Origin of the sequence: Nocardioides sp., from assembly GCF_014360585.1 — a bacterium.
Classification (GTDB): Bacteria; Actinomycetota; Actinomycetes; order Propionibacteriales; family Nocardioidaceae; genus Nocardioides.
In genome coordinates this window covers 65432-83482 of sequence record NZ_JACIXG010000004.1, presented here as the reverse complement: position 1 = coordinate 83482, position 18051 = coordinate 65432, and the positions used below count along the sequence as shown (strand labels likewise).

The following is an 18051-nucleotide window of genomic DNA, read 5'->3' as shown; positions in this document are numbered from 1 at the left end:
TCAGGTTTGTCAGGAACGATCCTGCGTGTGCGCAAGAAGTTGGGTGGCCTCCTCCTCACGGTGATGATGGTGGGGCTGCTGGCCGCGTGCGGACAGACGGGCACCAACGAGGCCGGCTACATCTCAGGTGACGGCCGCACCCAGGAGATCCCGGTCGCCGAACGAAGCGAGCCGATCGAGCTGGTCGGTGAGACCCTCGACGGCAAGCCCTTCGACCTCGCCGTCACGCGTGGCAAGGTCACCGTGCTCAACGTGTGGTGGACCGGCTGCGCGCCGTGCCGCAAGGAGATGCCGATGCTCCAGGCCGCCTACGAGGAGCTGGGCGACGAGGTCGCCTTCGTCGGGATCAACACCCGCGACGCCTCGGCCGCGCAAGGGCAGGCCTTCGAGCGGCATTACGGCGTGGAGTACCCGTCGGTCTACTCGCCCGACGGCGCCGCCGTCCTCGCGCTGAAGGGTTCCCTGGCGCCCCGCGCCATCCCGGCGACCGCGATCCTCGACCCCGAGGGGCGCGTGGCCGCGCTGATCCGCGGCGAGATCCCCTCCGCACGTACGCTCGACGAGCTGATCACCTCGGCGGGCAAAGAATGACTGACTGGTTCGCGAGCACCGCCGGGAGCGGGTCGCTGATGCTGGCGGTGCCGATCGCGCTGCTGGCCGGGTTCCTCTCGTTCATCTCGCCCTGCACGCTGCCGATGCTCCCGGGTTACCTCTCCTACGCCACCGGCCTGTCCGGCACCGACCTCGCCTCCGGCGACGTACGCCGCGGCCGCATGCTCGCGGGAGCTCTCCTCTTCGTCGCCGGCTTCTCGGTGGTCTTCGTGCTGTTGGGCGTCACCGTGGGCGGGATCGCCTACAAGCTGCTCGCGTTCCAGGAGACCGGCACCAAGATCCTCGGGGTGCTCTCGATCATCATGGGGATCGCGTTCATGGGCTTCATCCCGCTGCTCCAGCGGGACCTCAAGTTCCACAAGGTGCCGGCTGTCGGGCTGGCCGCGGCGCCGCTGCTCGGCTTCCTCTTCGGGCTCGCCTGGACCCCGTGCACCGGGCCGACGCTCGGCGTCATCGCCGGGCTCGCCTGGGACCAGGGCACCGCCGCGCGCGGCGGTCTCCTGCTCGCGGTCTACGCGCTCGGGCTCGGCATCCCGTTCGTGCTGGTCGCGGTGATGTGGCGCCAGGCCACCGTCGCGCTGGGCTGGTTCCGCCGCCACACCCGCGCGATCACGATCATCGGCGGCGTCGTGATGATCCTGATCGGGATCGCCATGCTCACCGGCTGGTGGGACAACGGCATGCAATGGCTCCAGGTCCAGGTCGTGCAACGCTGGGAGGGCATTGCGCTGTGAGCACCCCGACGACCGACAAAGGCCCCTCCGGCCAGGAGAAGCAGGACGTACGCCGCCCGGGCGAGCTGAACGTCCGCGAGCTGGCACGGTGGGGCTGGCGCCAGCTGACCTCGATGCGTACGGCGCTGATCCTGCTCCTGCTGCTCGCGCTGGCCGCCGTCCCGGGCTCGCTGGTCCCGCAGGACGGGGTCGACTCGCTCAAGGCCGACCAGTGGCGCGCCGCGCACACGACGCTCACCCCGATCTACGAGAGGCTCGGCCTCTTCAACGTCTACTCCGCGCCCTGGTTCGCGGCCATCTATCTGCTGCTGATGGTCTCGTTGGTGGGCTGCATCATCCCACGGTGCCTGGTCTACGCGCGCGCCATGCGGGCTCAGCCGCCGGCGACGCCGGCGAAGCTGACGAGGCTGCCTGACTCCGCGACGTACGTCACCGACGAGGAGCCCGAGGAGGTGCTCGCCGCGGCGCGGAAGGAGCTGCGCGGCTACCGGATCCGGAAGGACGGGGGGTCAGACGACTCCGTCTCGGCGGAGAAGGGCTACCTGCGCGAGGCCGGAAACCTGGTCTTCCACATGTCGCTGATCATCGTCCTGGTCGCGTTCGCGTTCGGGAGCCTGTTCGGCTACAAGGGCGGCGTGATCGTGCTGGTGGGGGAGGAGTACGGCTTCGCCAACGAGCTGTCGCAGTACGACGACTTCAAGCCCGGCTCGCTCTTCACCCCCGAGGACCTCGACGACTTCTCCTTCAAGATCGACGACTTCAAGGCCGAGTGGCTGACCACGGGACCGGGCGCCGGGACCGCGCGCGGGTTCGAGTCGAACCTCCGCTACACCGCGGGTGCGAGCGACGAGAAGAAGTACGACCTCAAGGTCAACCACCCGCTGACCGTCGGCGGCACCGACATCTTCCTGCTCGCCCACGGCTACGCGCCGGTGATCACGGTGCGCGACGGCGAGGGCAACGTGGCCTACTCCGGCCCGACGATCTTCCTCCCGCAGAGCCAGAACCTGCTCTCCTTCGGCGTCGTGAAGGCGCCGTACGCCTCGCCCGAGCAGATCGGCTTCCAGGGGCTGCTCTACCCGTTCCAGGGCACCGTCGACGGCGAGCCGGTCAACCTGATGGGCGACATCGGCGACGGCTCGAACGCGATGCTCTCGCTGCAGGGCTTCCGCGGCGACCTCAACCTCGACGCCGGTCCGCAGTCTGTCTACGCGCTCGACACCTCCAAGGCCCACATGATGTCGCCCGACGAGACCGGCAAGGCGTTCAACCTGCGCCTCGGCGAGACGGCCGAGCTGCCCGACGGGCTGGGCTCGGTCTCCTTCGACGACGTCCAGCAGTGGAACCGGGTGCAGATCTCGAAGTCGCCCGGCAAGGAGTGGGCGCTTCTCGGCGTCTCCCTCGCTCTGGTGGGGCTGCTCGGGTCCCTCTTCATCCGTCCGCGACGGGTGTGGGTTCGCGCCCGCCGAGTCGATGGGCGCACACTGGTCGAGGTCGCCGCCCTCGACCGCTCCGGCGGTGGAGACACCGCATCCGTTGTCACCGGCCTGGTCGAGAACCTACGAGGCGCGCGAACACAGGAGGAAAAGGATGTCTGACCACACCTGGGGCGTTCTCAGCAACCAGGCCATCACGGCTGCTGGGGTCGTCTACTTCCTGGCGCTGCTCTGCGCGCTGGTCGAATGGTCGGCCTGGCTCTCGCGTGCCAAGGCCGCGGTCGCGGCGAAGGAGCTCGTTCCCGCTGGTCGGGGCCACTCCGTTCAGACCCCGAGGGAGAGCGAGCGTGTCGAGACCAACACGGTCGAATCGAGCGCCGATGGGGACCGTGTTGATCTCGACACGCCTCCGCCTAGCGGCTCCGGCGGCTCGATCAGCGAGGTGACCGAGTATCGGGCCGCCCTCTTCGGGCGCCTCAGCCTGATGCTGACCGCGATCGCGGTGGTCTGCCACCTCGCTGCTCTGATCGCCCGCGGGATGGCCGCAGATCCCAACCGGGTGCCGTGGGGCAACATGTACGAGTTCACGATCTCTGGCTCGTTCGTGGTGGCCGCTGCGTACGTCGTCCTCTACCGTCGCCTGAAGCTGGCCTGGATGGCGCCGTGGGTGCTCGGGTTCACCGTCGTGGTGCTGATGCTGGCTGTCGTCGCGCTCTACGAGCCGGTCGCACCGCTGACCGAGGCGCTCAACTCCTACTGGCTCGTCATCCACGTCATCGCCGCGATCATCGCCACGGGTGGGTTCACGCTCGGCGGCATCGCCTCGTTGGCGTACCTTCTCAAGAACCGCTTCCCCGACGCTGCGCTGCTGGCGCGGGTGCCCGAGCTGGCGGCGCTCGACCGGGTCTCCTACCGGATCCACGCGTTCGCGTTCCCGGTGTGGACCTTCGGCGTGCTGATCTCCGGTCCGATCTGGGCGCACGAGGCCTGGGGCTCCTACTGGAACTGGGACCCCAAGGAGGTCTGGGCGTTCATCACCTGGGTCGTCTACGCCGGCTACCTGCACGCCCGCGCGACCGCCGGGTGGAAGGGCAAGAAGGCGGCGATCGTGGCGCTGATCGGGTTGGCCACGCTGTGGTTCAACTTCATCGGCATCAACTACTTCTCCTCGACCTCGCAGCATTCGTACGCTGCCCCCGCTGCTCCGGCGGTCGTCGAGCTCACCATCTCCGAGGGAGCCTCACGATGAAAGAGTTCTTGATCTACACCGGCCTGCGGCTGCTGTCGCTGGTCGCCACCTTCGGCATCGTGGCGGGCGTCTGGTCGCTGGTCGCCGGCGAGGTCGACATCTTCCTCTCGGTGATCGTGGCCTTCGTGATCAGCGGGATCCTCTCCTTCTTCGTGCTCGACCCGCAGCGGCGGGCGTTCGCCGAGAAGGTCGAGGCCCGGGCGGCGAGGGCGGTCGAGGCTGCCCGTGCCAAGGAGGACTCGGAGATCGACACCGAGACCGACGCCGACACCGACGCCGACACCGGCAAGACCTCCAACGGAGAAGGCGATAGCCACAAGGTGTCCTGACCTGTTAGACAACGGTCATGTCGATCGTTCACAAGGCCACTCTCACCCCGAACAAGCAGGAGATCTTCGGCGCCTGGCTCGCCACCCAGCCGTGGTGCGAGGGTGACCTGACCCGCACGATCGGCTCCTACCGGTTCGACGACCCGGCCGGACGCGTCGGGATCGAGTGCGTGCTCCTCGAGGTCGGCGAGACCGTCGTCCATCTGCCGGTCTCCTACCGCGAGGCCCCCCTCGACGGCGCCGCCGACTTCCTGATGGCGACCACCGACCACTCCGCGCTGGGGAAGCGCTACGTCTACGACGCCTGCGCCGACCCGGTCGCCGTCCGGGCGCTGCTGGCGGCCGCCCTCACCGGCGCGGCCCAGGAGCCGATGGACATCTACGACCAGGGCCGCCTGGTGGAGCGCCGCGACACCGTCGTCACCGCCGCCGGCACCGGCTCCTGGGAGCCCGACGCGGTGCCGCACCTCGACGGCGTCACGATCCGGTCCCACGGCGCCGACCCCCACCTCGAGGCGGGCGGCTTCGTGGTCGTGGTGAAGCGCGTCGTCGACGGCACCCAGGCCGACGGTGCCGAGTCGATCGAGGTCGCCTGGCCGGGCGGGGCCGGGTCGTTGGTCGGCGTACGTCACCTGTGAACCGGCGATCGCGCTCACGTGGCGCGATCTCGACAGCTGCTGGCTGGGCTTGTCTGTGAGCCCCCTGTGCGAGTGCAGATGATCAACGGGGTCTCCCGTAAGTCACGAGTCGGAAACATCCTCGTCCTGCACTTGACGCATTCGGACTTCAAGAGGCAACCTGTGTCGATGTGAGCGTTCACATCTGTGATGTGGCCCACCTGGAACCCGGCCCATGCGCCGGTCTCCGGCACCCCCCGACAGCGGCGCGTGGATCTACCGACGTGGCCGTAGATGAAATGGAGCAGGTCAGTGCGCAAGGTACTCACCACGATCACCGCGGCGGCGCTTGCGCTCGGCCTGGCGGCATGCGGCGGCGACGGCGGCGGCGAGGGCGGCGACAAGGGCACCGTCGGTGTGGCCATGCCGACCAAGTCCTCGGAGCGCTGGATCGCCGACGGCAACAACATCAAGAAGCAGCTCGAGGCCGAGGGTTACAAGGTCGACCTGCAGTACGCCGAGGACGACATCCCGACCCAGGTCTCGCAGGTCGAGAACATGGTCACCAAGGGCGTAGACGTCCTGGTGGTCGCCGCCATCGACGGCACGGCGCTCGGCGAGGTCCTCGAGACCGCCGAGTCGCAGGACATCCCGATCATCAGCTACGACCGCCTCATCCGCGACACCGAGGCCGTGGACTACTACTCGACCTTCGACAACTTCGAGGTCGGTGTGCAGCAGGCGACCTCGCTCGTCGACGGCCTGAAGGCCAAGGGCGAGGGCCCCTACAACGTCGAGGTCTTCGGTGGATCGCCTGACGACAACAACGCCACCTTCTTCTGGGAGGGCGCCATGTCGGTGCTCGAGCCGCTGATCAAGTCGGGCGAGATCGTCATCCCCTCCGGCCAGACCGACTTCAAGCAGGCCGCGATCCTGCGCTGGGACCCCGCCACGGCGCAGAAGCGCATGGAGGACATCCTCACCAAGACGTACGCCTCCAAGAAGGTCCAGGGCGTGCTCTCGCCCTACGACGGCCTCTCGCTCGGCATCATCGCCGCCCTCAAGGGCAACGGCTACGCCACCGCCGACCTGCCGGTCGTGACCGGTCAGGACGCCGAGGTGCAGTCGGTCAAGTCGATCAACGCCGGTGAGCAGTACTCCACGATCTTCAAGGACACCCGCGAGCTCGCCGAGGTGACCGTCGACATGATCGTCGCCGTCGGCGCGGGCGAGGAGCCCGAGGTCAACGACACCGAGACCTACGACAACGGCAAGAAGGTCGTTCCGTCCTACCTCCTGGAGCCGGTCGTGGTCACCAAGGAGGACGTCACCAAGGTGCTCGTCGACTCCGACTACTACACCGCCGACGAGATCAAGTAGCGTCCGCGCGGCTGGGCCCGGCGACTGCGCCGGGCTCAGCCTGTCGGGCCCTCCCGCGAGCGCCAGGTCAGCCTCACGGGCCGAAAGTCAGGAACGACATGACCCTTCGACAGGCTCAGGACATCGCCTCACCGATCCTGGAGATGCGCGGCATCACCAAGGAGTTCCCGGGCGTCAAGGCGCTCGCCGACGTCAACCTCGTCGTCAACCGCGGTGACATCCACGCGATCTGCGGTGAGAACGGCGCCGGCAAGAGCACCCTGATGAAGGTGCTCAGCGGGGTCTACCCGCACGGCACCTACAGCGGCGACATCGTCTTCGAGGGCGAGACCGCGAAGTTCGGCAACATCCGGCAGAGCGAATCCGCCGGCATCGTGATCATCCATCAGGAGCTCGCACTCATCCCCGAGCTCTCGATCGCCGAGAACATATTCCTCGGCAACGAGACCGCCAAGCGCGGCGTCATCGACTGGGGTCGCGCCAACCGTGAGGCGATCGACCTGCTCGCGCGGGTCGGCCTGCGGGAGAACCCGCTGACGCCGGTGAAGAACCTCGGCATCGGCAAGCAGCAGCTGGTCGAGATCGCCAAGGCGCTGAGCAAGGAGGTCAAGCTCCTCATCCTCGACGAGCCGACCGCCGCCCTGAACGACGACGACTCCCAGCACCTCCTCGCGCTCCTGAAGGGGCTGAAGGAGAAGGGGATCACCTCGATCATGATCAGCCACAAGCTGAACGAGATCGAGCAGATCGCCGACGAGATCACGATCATCCGCGATGGCCAGAGCATCGAGACCCTATCCGTCGCCAACGGTGGCGTGGACGAGGACCGGATCATCCGGGGGATGGTCGGCCGCGACCTCGAGAACCGGTTCCCCGACCACACACCCTCCATCGGCGACATCCTCTTCCAGGTGCGCGACTGGACCGTCATGCATCCGCAGGACAGTCACCGTGAGGTCATCCGCCAGGCCAACCTGTCCGTGCGAGCCGGCGAGATCGTCGGCGTCGCCGGGATGATGGGTGCGGGACGTACGGAGCTGGCTCGATCGATCTTCGGCCGCTCCTACGGCTCGCGGACCTCGGGCACGCTGGTGCTGGACGGCGAGGAGCTGCACCTAAGCACGGTCACCCAGGCGATCGATGCCGGCATCGCGTACGTCAGTGAGGACCGCAAGGGCCTCGGGCTCAACCTCATCGACGACATCAAGACCTCGGTCACCGCGGCCGCGCTGAAGAAGCTGCGCTCCGGGCTCGTCGTCGACGAGCACAAGGAGGTCGTGGTCGCCGAGGGCTACCGCAAGAACCTCAACATCAAGGCGCCCTCGATCACCGCCGGCGTCGGCAAGCTCTCCGGCGGCAACCAGCAGAAGGTGGTGCTGTCCAAGTGGATGTACACCGACCCGAAGCTGCTGATCCTCGACGAGCCGACCCGAGGCATCGACGTCGGCGCCAAGTACGAGATCTACGGGATCATCCAGGAGCTCGCCCGCAGCGGTCGCGGCGTACTGGTGATCTCCTCCGAGCTGCCCGAGCTGCTCGGTCTGTGTGATCGCATCTACACGCTCGCCGAGGGCGTGATCACCCATGAGTTCGACCGCTCAGAGGCCACCCAGGAGTCCCTGATGCGCTATATGACCGCGGACGCGAGGAAGTAGCACCCGATGAATGCCCTGCTCAACACGCTGCGCGGGAACGTCCGCCAGTACGGGATGATCATCGCTCTGGCGGCGATCGTCATCCTCTTCCAGATCACCACCGACGGCGTGCTGCTCAAGCCGCTCAACGTGTCGAACCTTGTCGTCCAGAACGCCCAGATCCTGATCCTGGCCATCGGCATGGTGATCGTGATCGTGGCGCGCCACATCGACCTCTCGGTCGGCTCCGTGGCCGCTTTCGTCGGCGCTGCCTCGGCGATCATGATGACCCAGTACGACTTCCCGTGGTGGCTGGCCGTCTTCCTCGGCCTGCTGATCGGTGCCGCCATCGGCGCCTGGCACGGGTTCTGGGTGGCGTACGTCGGGATCCCGGCGTTCATCGTCACGCTGGCCTCGATGCTGCTCTTCCGCGGTCTGACCCTGGTCGTGCTCAAGGGCGCGACCGTCGGTGGTCTGCCCGAGGAGTTCAAGGCGATCGGCAACGGCTTCCTGCCCGAGATCGGGCCGGACACCGGGTTCCACAACCTGACGCTTCTCATCGCGGTGGCCGCCGTCGGTGTGCTGATCTTCCTCGAGGTCCGTCGTCGCAACGCCCAGACGGCCTACAACTTCGAGGTCCTGTCCTTCCCGCTCTTCGTGGTGAAGCTGGCGCTGCTGTCGATCGTGATCATGTACTTCGCCTACCTGCTCGCCGATGCGCGCGGCCTGCCGATCGTCGGCCTGATCCTGGCGGGGCTGATCGTGATCTACACGTTCATCATGAACAAGACCGTCTTCGGTCGGCACGTCTACGCTATCGGCGGCAACGTCGACGCGGCCACGATGTCCGGTGTCAACACCAAGCGTGTCGACTTCCTGGTCATGACGAACATGGGTCTGCTCGCCGGTCTGGCCGGTCTGGTCACGACTGCCCGCCTGACCGCCGCGAACCCCAAGGCCGGCGTCAACTTCGAGCTCGACGCGATCGCCGCCGCCTTCATCGGTGGCGCTGCCGTCACCGGCGGTGTCGGCACCGTCATCGGCGCGATCATCGGTGGTCTCGTCATGGGTATCCTCAACAACGGCATGTCGCTGCTCGGTGTCTCCATCGACTGGCAGCAGGCGATCAAGGGCCTGGTGCTCCTGCTCGCCGTCGCGTTCGACGTGTGGAACAAGCGTCGCACCGCCGGGTCCGGTGGGGCCGGTGCCGAGGCCGCCGAGCCCAGCGCTCCGCCGCCGGACAAGCTGGCCGAGGAGATCGAGGCCATGGAGGCGGAGCTGAGCGTCGACTCCGACGATCCGCCGAAGACCTGATCCATCCCTTACCCCCACCCCGCGACCCCTGCCACCCCCCGGGCAGGGGTCGCTGGGTTCTCGGGGCGGGCGTGGGCTCGTGTAACACGCTGTTCGTAGGTCTATCCGGTCGTTATAACGGGCGAGTAGTCCTACGAACGACGTGTTACATCCCCGCGACACCCGCCATGAGCCGCCGGTGTTGAATAGCGGGGTGGCAACTTCCGCTCAGTGGCTCCAGGGAGCCCGTCCCCGCACACTCCCCGCGGCACTCGCGCCGGTCATCGCCGGGACAGGGGTGGCTGCGTACGCCGGTGGGTTGGTCTGGTGGAAGGCGCTGCTCGCCCTCGTCGTGGCCCTCGCGCTGCAGGTCGCGGTCAACTACGCCAACGACTACTCCGACGGGATCCGCGGCACCGACGACGAGCGCGTGGGTCCGCTCCGGCTGACCGGCTCCGGTCTCGCGACTCCCTCATCGGTCAAGCGTGCGGCTTTCATCGCGTTCGGGATCGCCGCGGTGGCCGGGCTCGTGCTTGCGGTGACCTCCGCGTGGTGGCTGGTCGTGGTGGGCCTGGTCTGCATGGTCGCGGCCTGGTACTACACCGGCGGCTCACGCCCCTACGGCTACGCCGGCCTCGGCGAGGTCATGGTCTTCGTCTTCTTCGGGCTCGTCGCCGTCATCGGCACCACCTTCGTGCAGACGCAGACCTGGGAGTGGGGCGCGCTGTGGGCCGGCGTCGGCATCGGCGCCATCACCTCCGCGCTCCTAGTCGCCAACAACCTCCGCGACATCCCCGGCGACACCGAGTCCGGGAAGATCACCCTCGCCGTCCGCCTCGGTGACGCGCGGACCCGTTGGCTCTACGTCGCGCTCGTGGCCCTCGCCGCCGTCTCCGTCGTGCTCGTGGCTCTGGCGACGTCCTGGTGGGCGCTGCTCGGTCTCGGCTTCCTCGTCGTCGCCGCTCAGGGCGTCCGTACCGTCCTCGACCGCGCCAACCTCGGCCCGCGTCTGATCCCCGTCCTCCAACAGACGGGACTGGCCACCTTGGTGTGGGGGCTGCTCGTCGGCGTACCTTTGCTGTTCGTCTGAGGTCGGCCGACAGGGGATGTAACACGCTGTTCGTAGGTCTATCCGGTCGTTATAACGGGCGAGTAGTCCTACGAACGACGTGTTACATGGTCGGTGCACGGCATCAAGCCGCCTGCGAGCGTCGGACGCGGAACCGTTTGAGATCTGAGATGTCGGTGCCGAAGGCGCGGCACGTCGTCCGGTACTCGCGGTCCAGGCGATCCTTGAGATAGATGCGGTTGCGGCCGAACAGATCCGTCCACTCCACCCGTGACATGCCGAGATGGAAGCCGTGCGCCCAGTCCTGCCGCGTCTTCTCGTCGGCGAGGATGTCGTCGACCGAGCGGAGCGCGAGACCGCCGTCCGCGGCAGGCAAGTACTTGCCGCGGCCGTCGAACTCGAAGACGTGACGGCCCACTCTGAGGTCGAACCGAGCGGTGCGCACACCGTCTGTGATCTCGAACTGGGTCTCGATGCCTGTCAGCCCCATCTCTTCGAGTACGTCGCGGGTGAGGGACTCGCCGACCGACTCGGCTCCCGCGTCGGAGAGTTCGATGGCCGCCTGCACCTGTCGACGGTTCGGCCAGTGCTGCATGTTCTCGAGGACCTCGTGGAGCTCGCTGACCGAGGCTCCCATCTGTCGAGCGGAGTCCATCGCGACCACGCCGTAGGGGCGGCCGTGCTCGCGGGCGATGTCGACGGCCGTACGGGCTGGCCCGAGGACCTCGAATCCGTTCGCCTCCGTCAGCTGGCTATCGAGGTAGGGCGCCAGGTGATGCTTCACGCCCCACTTGTTGTGGGCGCCGACGACGGGATGGCGAGTGACGTGAGTCTGAGGCTTCCGTGGCAGGAGGATGCCCATGTCGAGCTCGAGCGCAGTGGTGTCGTGACTTCGCACGAACGGGACGGTGATCGCGGCGCACGCGGCCCGGTCACGAAGCCGCTGTCTGTCGGTGGGCAGGGTGATGCTCTCGACATATGCACGTTCGGCATACACGCCGCGGCGTATGACCCGCCATCTCCCACTCCTGAGATAGCGGTAGATGGTGTCGGCGTCGAGGCCGCAGAGAATTGCCTGTTGGCGGGTGATGAGGCCGTGGTTCGACGCCATGGTCGCCTGAATGCGTGGGTTCATGGGGCCAGCCTGCGAGAGCCCACCGACATCGCGTCGAGGCGTGATGCTGCCTTGTGGATAACCCCGGCCCGGATGAGCACTGTGGATGGCAGTTGGCCCGTGGTGGCTGTGATCTGCGGGGCTCACGGGGGTGTAACACGTCGTTCGTAGGTCTGTCCGGTCGTTATAACGGGCGAGTAGTCCTACGAACGACGTGTTACACCGGAACGGGCCCGCCCGGAGCGACAGGCTGCGCCCGCCTCGCGAGGTAGCGCTCGGCGGCGCGGGCGGAGGGGTGGACGCCGATCGCGGCGATGACGATGATGCCCGCGATGATGGCCCAGCCGAGGTGGCCGAGCTCCATCGCCAGGAACGTGTACGCGGCGGGGGCCCATACGGTGCCGAGGGTGTGGCCGACCTGGGCGGCGCCCTGGTAGTCGCCGCGGTGCTCGGGGTCGGAGAGGTCGGCGATCAGACCCCATTCGCCGGCGGACTGGAAGAGCTCCGCACCCGTGACGGTCACGTGGCCGACCCAGACCAGGGCGATCGTGATCAGGCCGACGGTGTCGTGGGTGACCGCGATGATGGCGCAGGAGACGAGGAAGCAGAGCGCGCCTCGGCGCTGGGCCTTCAGCGACGTCGTCACGTCGGTCACCCCGCGGGCGGCGATCACCTGAAGCCCGACGGCCATGACGGTGTTCGTGCCGAACAGCCAGGCCAGCAGGACGCGCGGCGCGTCGGTCTCTTGCACCAGCCACAGCGGGATGACGACGTTGAGCAGGATCTGGTGGCTGCCGAGGACCCCGTTGAAGAACGTCGTGGCGAGGAACGCCCGGTTGCGCAGGGCGCCGAGGCGGTCGCGTACGTCCCTCTTCAGGTCGCCGGGCGAGGCAGCGGTGGCGAGGCGGGGGAGCCGGGAGATCCAGTAGGCGTTGACCAGGAGCACCACCGCGGTCATCAGCGGCACGGCCTTGATCAGGGTGTTGGAGTCGGCCGCCAGGGCGAGGCCGCTGGCCAGTGCGCCGAGTGTGTATCCGACGTTGCGGGCGGCGCGCATGTAGGCGAACCCGCGCACCCGGGTCGCCGCGGGGAAGACCGAGATCCGGTAGGCGTCGCGTCCTGACTTCTGCCAGGAGGAGGCGAGAGCGAGAAGCACCTCGACGGCGACGTACGCGGCGAAGTTGCCGACCAGCACCCAGGCGCCGAACAACAGCGCCTGGAGGATGGCACCCGCGATCCAGCTGAACCGGGTGCCCAGACGATCCGCGAGTCGGCCCAGGGGGACGGCGAACAAGAAGGTTGCGACGCCCGCGATCGTGAGACCGAGGCCGACCTGTGCGGCGGAGAGGCCGACGATCTGAGTGAAGAAGACCGCCGAACCGGTGAGAAAGGTGCCTTCGGCGAAGGCCGAGAGCACCGACTGGTACGACATCGCCCGGATGAGCGGGTCGTCTGAGAGGACCTTGTCCCTCAACCGGATGATGCCAGCGGACAAGGCGACTCCAAACTATCTTGACATCGAGACAAGCGAAGTCTGGTCATCGCTTGGTCCGACGTCAAACAGTTATCCCTGCCGATCGGTCCCCAAACCGGCGGCTAGGAAAAAGGAGTCCATCGCGCCGACGCCCGCGCGTCGGCGTAGGTCGCGGCCCAGGTCAGCGAGTAGAGCCCTCGATGGTGCCGATCACGCCGCCGAAGACGTCGGTGGTGACGCCCCAGATGCCGCTGGCGATAGCCGAGATCGTGCTGGTCAGCCCTTGCGGATCGGTGAACAGCCAGAATCCGACGAACAGAACGCCGATGACGATGAAGATCTTCTTCTTGTCCATGTGAGCTCGTCCTCCCGAGAAATCCGATTGAAATTGATGTGAATTCGCGAACCCGGACGCAAGCGCGCGAAATTCGCGAGGATGCACCGGGATATAGATTCCCCGAAGTAGGCCTCCCCCCGCAAGAATACGGTCAAGGAGACCACTGAGCGGGACGGCGTGTCGCTCAGTGGTCCGGTGGGTGGCATGAACCGAGCAAAGCCCGGGGAGCCGCAGGCCGGCTGCAAGCGCCGTGGGCACGTGTCGTCAGGTGGAACGAGGTGCGCGGAGGCGGTCTGGCGACTACGCTCTGTCTCACATGGCGGTGGCGTTTGTCCAGAATGCCGATGCCCGGGAGTTTGCGTCAGTGCGCGGGAGGGGCAGGGGCGCCTCCACCCACCGGTGCCGCATGGGGCTGCGCCGGACGGGACAACCGAATACTTCCGGACGTGTCCGGCAACCACACCTCACCTCGGGAAAGGGAGCAGAACAATGGCACCGCACCAGCTGATTCAAAGTACGACGCAAGCCGCCGAGTATGGCACCGGCGGCCTGGCCGAGTGGATCACCGACAACATCATCACGCTTGTCGTCCTGATCCTCGGCGTCACGGTCCTGTGGGCTGCCCGCAGTGGCAACATCTCCAAGGCCGTCACGATCGTCGGCGGCCTGATCATCGGCCTCGGCGTCCTCGGCCTTGCCGTGGGCAACAACGCCACGGACCTCGGTCAGTGGATGGCTGGTCTCTTCAAGGGGTGAACCCGGTCCCGTTAGCTAACCCAGGGAGGGATCTCGGGGATGAGGCTGCCTGACGACGACGAGCTGTACGAGGTCGACCAGACCTATCTCGGTCCTCCTCGTCGCTACATCGGGGAGATGCGTTATCGAACCATCTTCCTCTTCCTGGTGATCGCACCATTGACGCTTGTGCTGCTCCGCAAGCTCGGCATGCCGGTGACGCTGCTCAGCATGGGTCTGTGGCTGCTCGGCGCGTCCTACCTCTCGATGAAGGCCTCCGACTACATCAGCGCGGAGAGCTCCGCCGGCGCCTGGCTGATGACCTTCTGGCACGAGCTGACCACGCCACGCCTGGAGACAGGCGCACAGTACGCAGGAGGCGCAGCGGTCGCCTTCAGGCACGTCACGAGCCCGCGGGGCGGCTGGGCGAAGGCCATGCGCCGACCCGGCCGCCGGTTCGCGCAGCAGCCCGGCGCCCCCGCCTCGCCTCGACTGCTGCAGGCGACGGTCGTCGCCTCGGCACCGGGTGCCCCGTCGCGACCGGTGCGTGGCAAGGCCGCACCGGTGCGACCGGTGATCGAGGCGAAGATCGTCGAGGAGCCGCTTCCGGCCAAGCTCAGGGTCCAGCCCGAGGCCCAGTCCTCGACGCGGCAGCAGGTGACCGGCGTACGTCCGGCGAAGGGCGGCTGGTCGAGCCGACCGTCCTCGTCGCCGCGAGAGCCCCGCGACGTGCCGTGGAAGGGTGGCGCGCCGTGGCAGGCCCGGCAGGAGCAGGAGCAGCCCGCCACGCCTACGCAGCAGCCCCAGGCCCCCGAGCCAGAGACCGAAGCGCCGATCACGCCTGCCGCTCCTTCAGCGCAACAGGCGCCGGCAGCGGAGCCTCCCGCCCCCGCTGCGCCGCCGGCGCCGCCAGTGACCCCGCCGGCCACCCCTCAGCCCGCCCCGCCGCAGCCCGCCCCGCCGCAGCCCGCCGCGCCGGCCCCGCGATCTGGCCCGGCTTCACCGCCACCGCCACCGCCACCGCCACCGGCCCAGAGGTCGAAGGAGTCCAAGGAGTCTGCCCCGAACCCCGTGCAGAAGCCCGCCCGACTGTCGCTGTCGCACGCGATCAGGCCGGCCGTGGTGATCGCGCCGGAGCCAGGGTTCGACGAGTTCGACGATGAACCCGCGGGCCGCACCCGACCCAGAGACACTCAGGACGAGCAGGCCTCGCCCGACGAGCACCCGCAGAGCACGGACGACTACCGCAAGCGCCTCGACGGCGACGCACCCAACGACGGAGGAACCGCATGAGGCGGCCGCGAACGGAGCGGGCCTACGGGCCTGGCTTCGAGAAGCCCAAGCCGGGACGCAGAGGCGTCTTCGGCCGGGGCGGCGACGACTCGAAGGGCGTCCATCCGCCCCGAGGGGACAAATGGGCGCTGGAGGAGGTGCGTGGTCACCTGACCTTCACCGCCGACCGCATCATCGCCTGGTATCTCGCCGAGCCACAGACCTGGTCGTTCCGTGCCCACGCCGACCTCGAGGCGCTGATCACCGACCAGGCCAGCCAGCTGGCAGACCTGGTCGGCAACACCGTCCACGGCCGAGTCACCACCCGCCCCTACCCCGTACGTCACTGGGCGCATGCCGCGTTCGCGAACGCTCCCGACCCGCAGCCAGGGTTCGAGGAGATGATGGCGCGCAACCAGGCCCACATGGCCGCCCACAGCCAGGCCGACAAGCTGGTCTACTACGGCGTCGACCTCGGCCGTCGCGACGCGACGGTGCGGACGTTGGCGAAGTTCTCCGCCGGGGCCGCCGAGCGTGAGATGGCCGCGATCAGCGAGCGCCTCGACACCGTCAACCGGGTGATGTCGCGACCGGGTTTCTCGGCACGTCCGGCGGTCGGCCACGACATGGAGTGGATGATCGCCCGTTCGCTCTCACTGGGTGCCAAGATCCCCGTGCCGGAGCCGGGCGAGGCCCAGCAGAACTTTCTCGACACCGACGACATGGCCGAGTGGTTCGAGTCGGTGGCGTGGTCGGCCGAGCCGTTGGCGCCGACGGTGCAGGTCACCAGCAGCATCGGGGGCCGCCAGGAGACCAGCCACGTCTGCGTGCTGACGGTCTCGCGGATCGGCGACATCGAGGTTCCGGAGACCCACGCGCCGTGGATGGCGAAGACCGATGCGCTCGGCTTCCCCGTGGAGTGGTCCTTCCGGGTCGAGCCTCGCTCGCCGGAGGACGTCTCCCGCGAGATGGCCTCCCTGACCCGTCGCATCGACGGCCAGGTCAGCCACTGGTCCGACGACCACGGCAAGCGGCCTCCCAAGCAGCTCACCCGCCAGGCGGGGCGCGCCGCAGACGTCGAGGACGAGATGCGCTCGGAGTTCACGGGCCTGTCCACCCGGACCAGGGGCTGGTACCGGATCGCCGTCACCGGCCGCACGGAGTCCGAGGCGCTCGACAAGGCCCAGAAGGTGGTCGACCTCTACCGGCCGCAGATCAAGATCACGCGCCAGCTGGGGCAGTACCACCTGGCTCGCGAGTTCGTCCCGGGCGAGCCGCTCGCCTCGACCGCCCATGCCCGGAAGTTCCCGGTGCTCAAGGTCGCAGCCGGGCTCCCAGCGGTGACCGCGGAGGTCGGCGACAAGCGTGGTTTCTATCTCGGCGAGACCTCGGCGATGGCGTCGCGAGCGGTGCTGATGGACCCGTGGTACCTGACCGAGGTGATGGAGCAGGCCGGCCTGATCCCGCTCATCGGCACGCCCGGTTCGGGCAAGTCGACCCTGATGGGTGTCGTCATCTACATGTCGATCCTGTCCGGCATCCACGGCGTCGCGATGGACCCGGCGGGCCGGCTGCAGCGGCTGATGACGCTGCCCGAGATCGGCGGCGGCCTGTTCAACGGCCAGCAGCTGCGATCGCGCGCCCGCAGCGTGGACGTCCTGGGCGGACGCCCGGGGTCGCTCTCGCCGTACGCGGTCGTGCCCGACCCCAACCCGGAGCTGATCCGGGCCGAGGCGATGTCGGACCACGAGTTCGCCGAGCGGCTCCACCGGGAGCGCTCGGCCGCCGTGCAGCAGCGCCGCGACCTGACCGTCTCCGTGCTCCGCTCCTGCCTCCCGGTCGGGCTGTCCAACAACGAAGAGGTGCTCAAGCGCATCCGCGCCCGCGTCATGGAGGCGCAGGCCGACCGCGGCGCCGACACCTCGACGATCGTGAAGATGCTCTTCGAGGGCGACAACGGCGACCACGAGATCGCTCGCGAGCTCGCTGCCGCCCGCGAGCGCGAGCTCGGCCGCCTCTTCTTCGGCAACGACTTCCTCCAGTCCGACGAGGAGCTGAAGGGCACGCCGTTCACCTTCTACAACCTCAAGGGCCTCAACACCCCGCCCGAGCACGTCTCTCGCGAGGAGTGGAGCGCAGAAGAGCAGATGGCGCGCCCGATCATGACCCTCGCGGCCTGGTCCGCGCTGCACCTGATCTACCGCAGCGACCCCAACGATCGGAAGCTGTTCGCGCTGGACGAGGCCCACGAGGTCACCCAGGCCTCGGGAGGAACGGGTCGCGCCCTCGTACACAAGCTCTCCAGCGACTCCCGCAAGAACAACTGTGCCGCGCTGGTCTCCACCCAGAACGCCTCCGCGATCCTGGGCTCCGACATCAACAACTTCGTCGGGGCAGCCTTCGTGGGACGTACGCAGGACGAGACCGCCCAGCGTGACGCGCTCAAGCTCCTCGGCAAGCCCGAGGGCCTGGGGTACGAGTCGATCCTGGCACGGCTCTCGCCGCGCACCAGGCGCGGCGACGAGCAGCTGGGCTACCGGGAGTTCATCTACCGCGACGGTCTCGGTGGCGACACGGGCCACGGCGGTATGGAGATCATCAAGGTCACCCTCAACCACCACCCGGGTCTGCAGGAGGCGCTCAACACCACCGCCGACCCCACGCGCCGCGTCAGCCGGGCCATCAGCGGCGGGCCGGCCGATCACGCCGACACCGATCTTTCCGGGGACGGGATCGGCTGATGCCACCGCGCCCCCGTCAACGCTG

General features: G+C 68.1%; 16 protein-coding genes. 13 read left to right on the top strand and 3 right to left on the bottom strand.

What is annotated here, in order from left to right:
- Positions 1 to 27 precede the first annotated feature (27 nt).
- The 10 genes from H5T77_RS02565 to H5T77_RS02520 all read left to right on the top strand — a co-directional run bounded on the left by H5T77_RS02565 (position 28) and on the right by H5T77_RS02520 (position 10374).
- Positions 28 to 591: a TlpA disulfide reductase family protein gene (locus H5T77_RS02565; protein WP_292644653.1), complete on the top strand. Its 564-nt coding sequence runs from the start codon at positions 28 to 30 to the stop codon at positions 589 to 591.
- On the top strand, positions 588 to 1346 hold the full coding sequence (locus H5T77_RS02560) for a cytochrome c biogenesis CcdA family protein (protein ID WP_292644652.1): 759 nt from the start codon (positions 588 to 590) through the stop codon (positions 1344 to 1346). Before H5T77_RS02565 ends, H5T77_RS02560 begins: the two co-directional genes overlap by 4 nt.
- A complete protein-coding gene (gene resB / locus H5T77_RS02555) occupies positions 1343 to 2944 on the top strand; it encodes a cytochrome c biogenesis protein ResB (protein ID WP_292644651.1) in 1602 nt (533 codons plus the stop codon). The genes H5T77_RS02560 and resB overlap by 4 nt, the downstream gene beginning before the upstream one ends.
- Complete coding sequence (gene ccsB / locus H5T77_RS02550; RefSeq protein ID WP_292644650.1) at positions 2937 to 4031, top strand: c-type cytochrome biogenesis protein CcsB; 1095 nt, start codon at positions 2937 to 2939, stop codon at positions 4029 to 4031. Before resB ends, ccsB begins: the two co-directional genes overlap by 8 nt.
- Positions 4028 to 4360 (top strand): DUF4229 domain-containing protein, encoded by a 333-nt coding sequence (locus H5T77_RS02545; RefSeq protein WP_292644649.1) that lies wholly within the window; start codon positions 4028 to 4030, stop codon positions 4358 to 4360. Before ccsB ends, H5T77_RS02545 begins: the two co-directional genes overlap by 4 nt.
- A gap of 17 nt (positions 4361 to 4377) precedes the next feature.
- Positions 4378 to 4998, top strand: coding sequence for a maltokinase N-terminal cap-like domain-containing protein (locus H5T77_RS02540; protein WP_292644648.1), 621 nt, complete (start codon positions 4378 to 4380; stop codon positions 4996 to 4998).
- A 291-nt stretch (positions 4999 to 5289) separates the two neighbouring features.
- Positions 5290 to 6357 carry a multiple monosaccharide ABC transporter substrate-binding protein gene (chvE, locus tag H5T77_RS02535; protein WP_292644647.1) on the top strand — a complete coding sequence of 356 codons (1068 nt, stop codon included), beginning with the start codon at positions 5290 to 5292 and terminating at the stop codon, positions 6355 to 6357.
- Positions 6358 to 6455: 98 nt separating this feature from the next.
- Positions 6456 to 8012 carry a multiple monosaccharide ABC transporter ATP-binding protein gene (gene mmsA, locus H5T77_RS02530; RefSeq protein ID WP_292644646.1) on the top strand — a complete coding sequence of 519 codons (1557 nt, stop codon included), beginning with the start codon at positions 6456 to 6458 and terminating at the stop codon, positions 8010 to 8012.
- Positions 8013 to 8018: 6 nt separating this feature from the next.
- The gene (gene mmsB, locus H5T77_RS02525) at positions 8019 to 9305 is read left to right on the top strand and encodes a multiple monosaccharide ABC transporter permease (protein WP_292644645.1); all 1287 of its coding nucleotides are present in this window, start codon (positions 8019 to 8021) and stop codon (positions 9303 to 9305) included.
- A gap of 193 nt (positions 9306 to 9498) precedes the next feature.
- Entirely contained in the window at positions 9499 to 10374 is an 876-nt protein-coding gene (locus H5T77_RS02520; protein WP_292644644.1) for a 1,4-dihydroxy-2-naphthoate polyprenyltransferase, read from the top strand.
- A 103-nt stretch (positions 10375 to 10477) separates the two neighbouring features.
- Here H5T77_RS02520 and H5T77_RS02515 read toward each other — a convergent pair whose 3' ends face one another.
- The 3 genes from H5T77_RS02515 to H5T77_RS02505 form a co-directional block, all read right to left on the bottom strand.
- Positions 10478 to 11488 carry a type IV toxin-antitoxin system AbiEi family antitoxin domain-containing protein gene (locus H5T77_RS02515; protein WP_292644643.1) on the bottom strand — a complete coding sequence of 337 codons (1011 nt, stop codon included), beginning with the start codon at positions 11486 to 11488 and terminating at the stop codon, positions 10478 to 10480.
- Positions 11489 to 11684: 196 nt separating this feature from the next.
- Positions 11685 to 12962, bottom strand: coding sequence for an MFS transporter (locus H5T77_RS02510; protein WP_292644642.1), 1278 nt, complete (start codon positions 12960 to 12962; stop codon positions 11685 to 11687).
- A gap of 160 nt (positions 12963 to 13122) precedes the next feature.
- Complete coding sequence (locus tag H5T77_RS02505; protein WP_292644641.1) at positions 13123 to 13296, bottom strand: hypothetical protein; 174 nt, start codon at positions 13294 to 13296, stop codon at positions 13123 to 13125.
- Between the two features lie 471 nt (positions 13297 to 13767).
- Here H5T77_RS02505 and H5T77_RS02500 point away from each other — a divergent pair, with 471 nt between their 5' ends.
- From H5T77_RS02500 to H5T77_RS02490, 3 genes are read left to right on the top strand one after another with little or no spacing between them, the layout of a single operon-like run.
- Positions 13768 to 14034 carry a hypothetical protein gene (locus H5T77_RS02500; RefSeq protein ID WP_091043078.1) on the top strand — a complete coding sequence of 89 codons (267 nt, stop codon included), beginning with the start codon at positions 13768 to 13770 and terminating at the stop codon, positions 14032 to 14034.
- A gap of 39 nt (positions 14035 to 14073) precedes the next feature.
- Complete coding sequence (locus H5T77_RS02495) at positions 14074 to 15306, top strand: hypothetical protein (RefSeq protein WP_292644636.1); 1233 nt, start codon at positions 14074 to 14076, stop codon at positions 15304 to 15306.
- Complete coding sequence (locus H5T77_RS02490) at positions 15303 to 18026, top strand: ATP-binding protein (protein ID WP_292644634.1); 2724 nt, start codon at positions 15303 to 15305, stop codon at positions 18024 to 18026. Before H5T77_RS02495 ends, H5T77_RS02490 begins: the two co-directional genes overlap by 4 nt.
- The last annotated feature ends 25 nt before the right edge of the window (positions 18027 to 18051 follow it).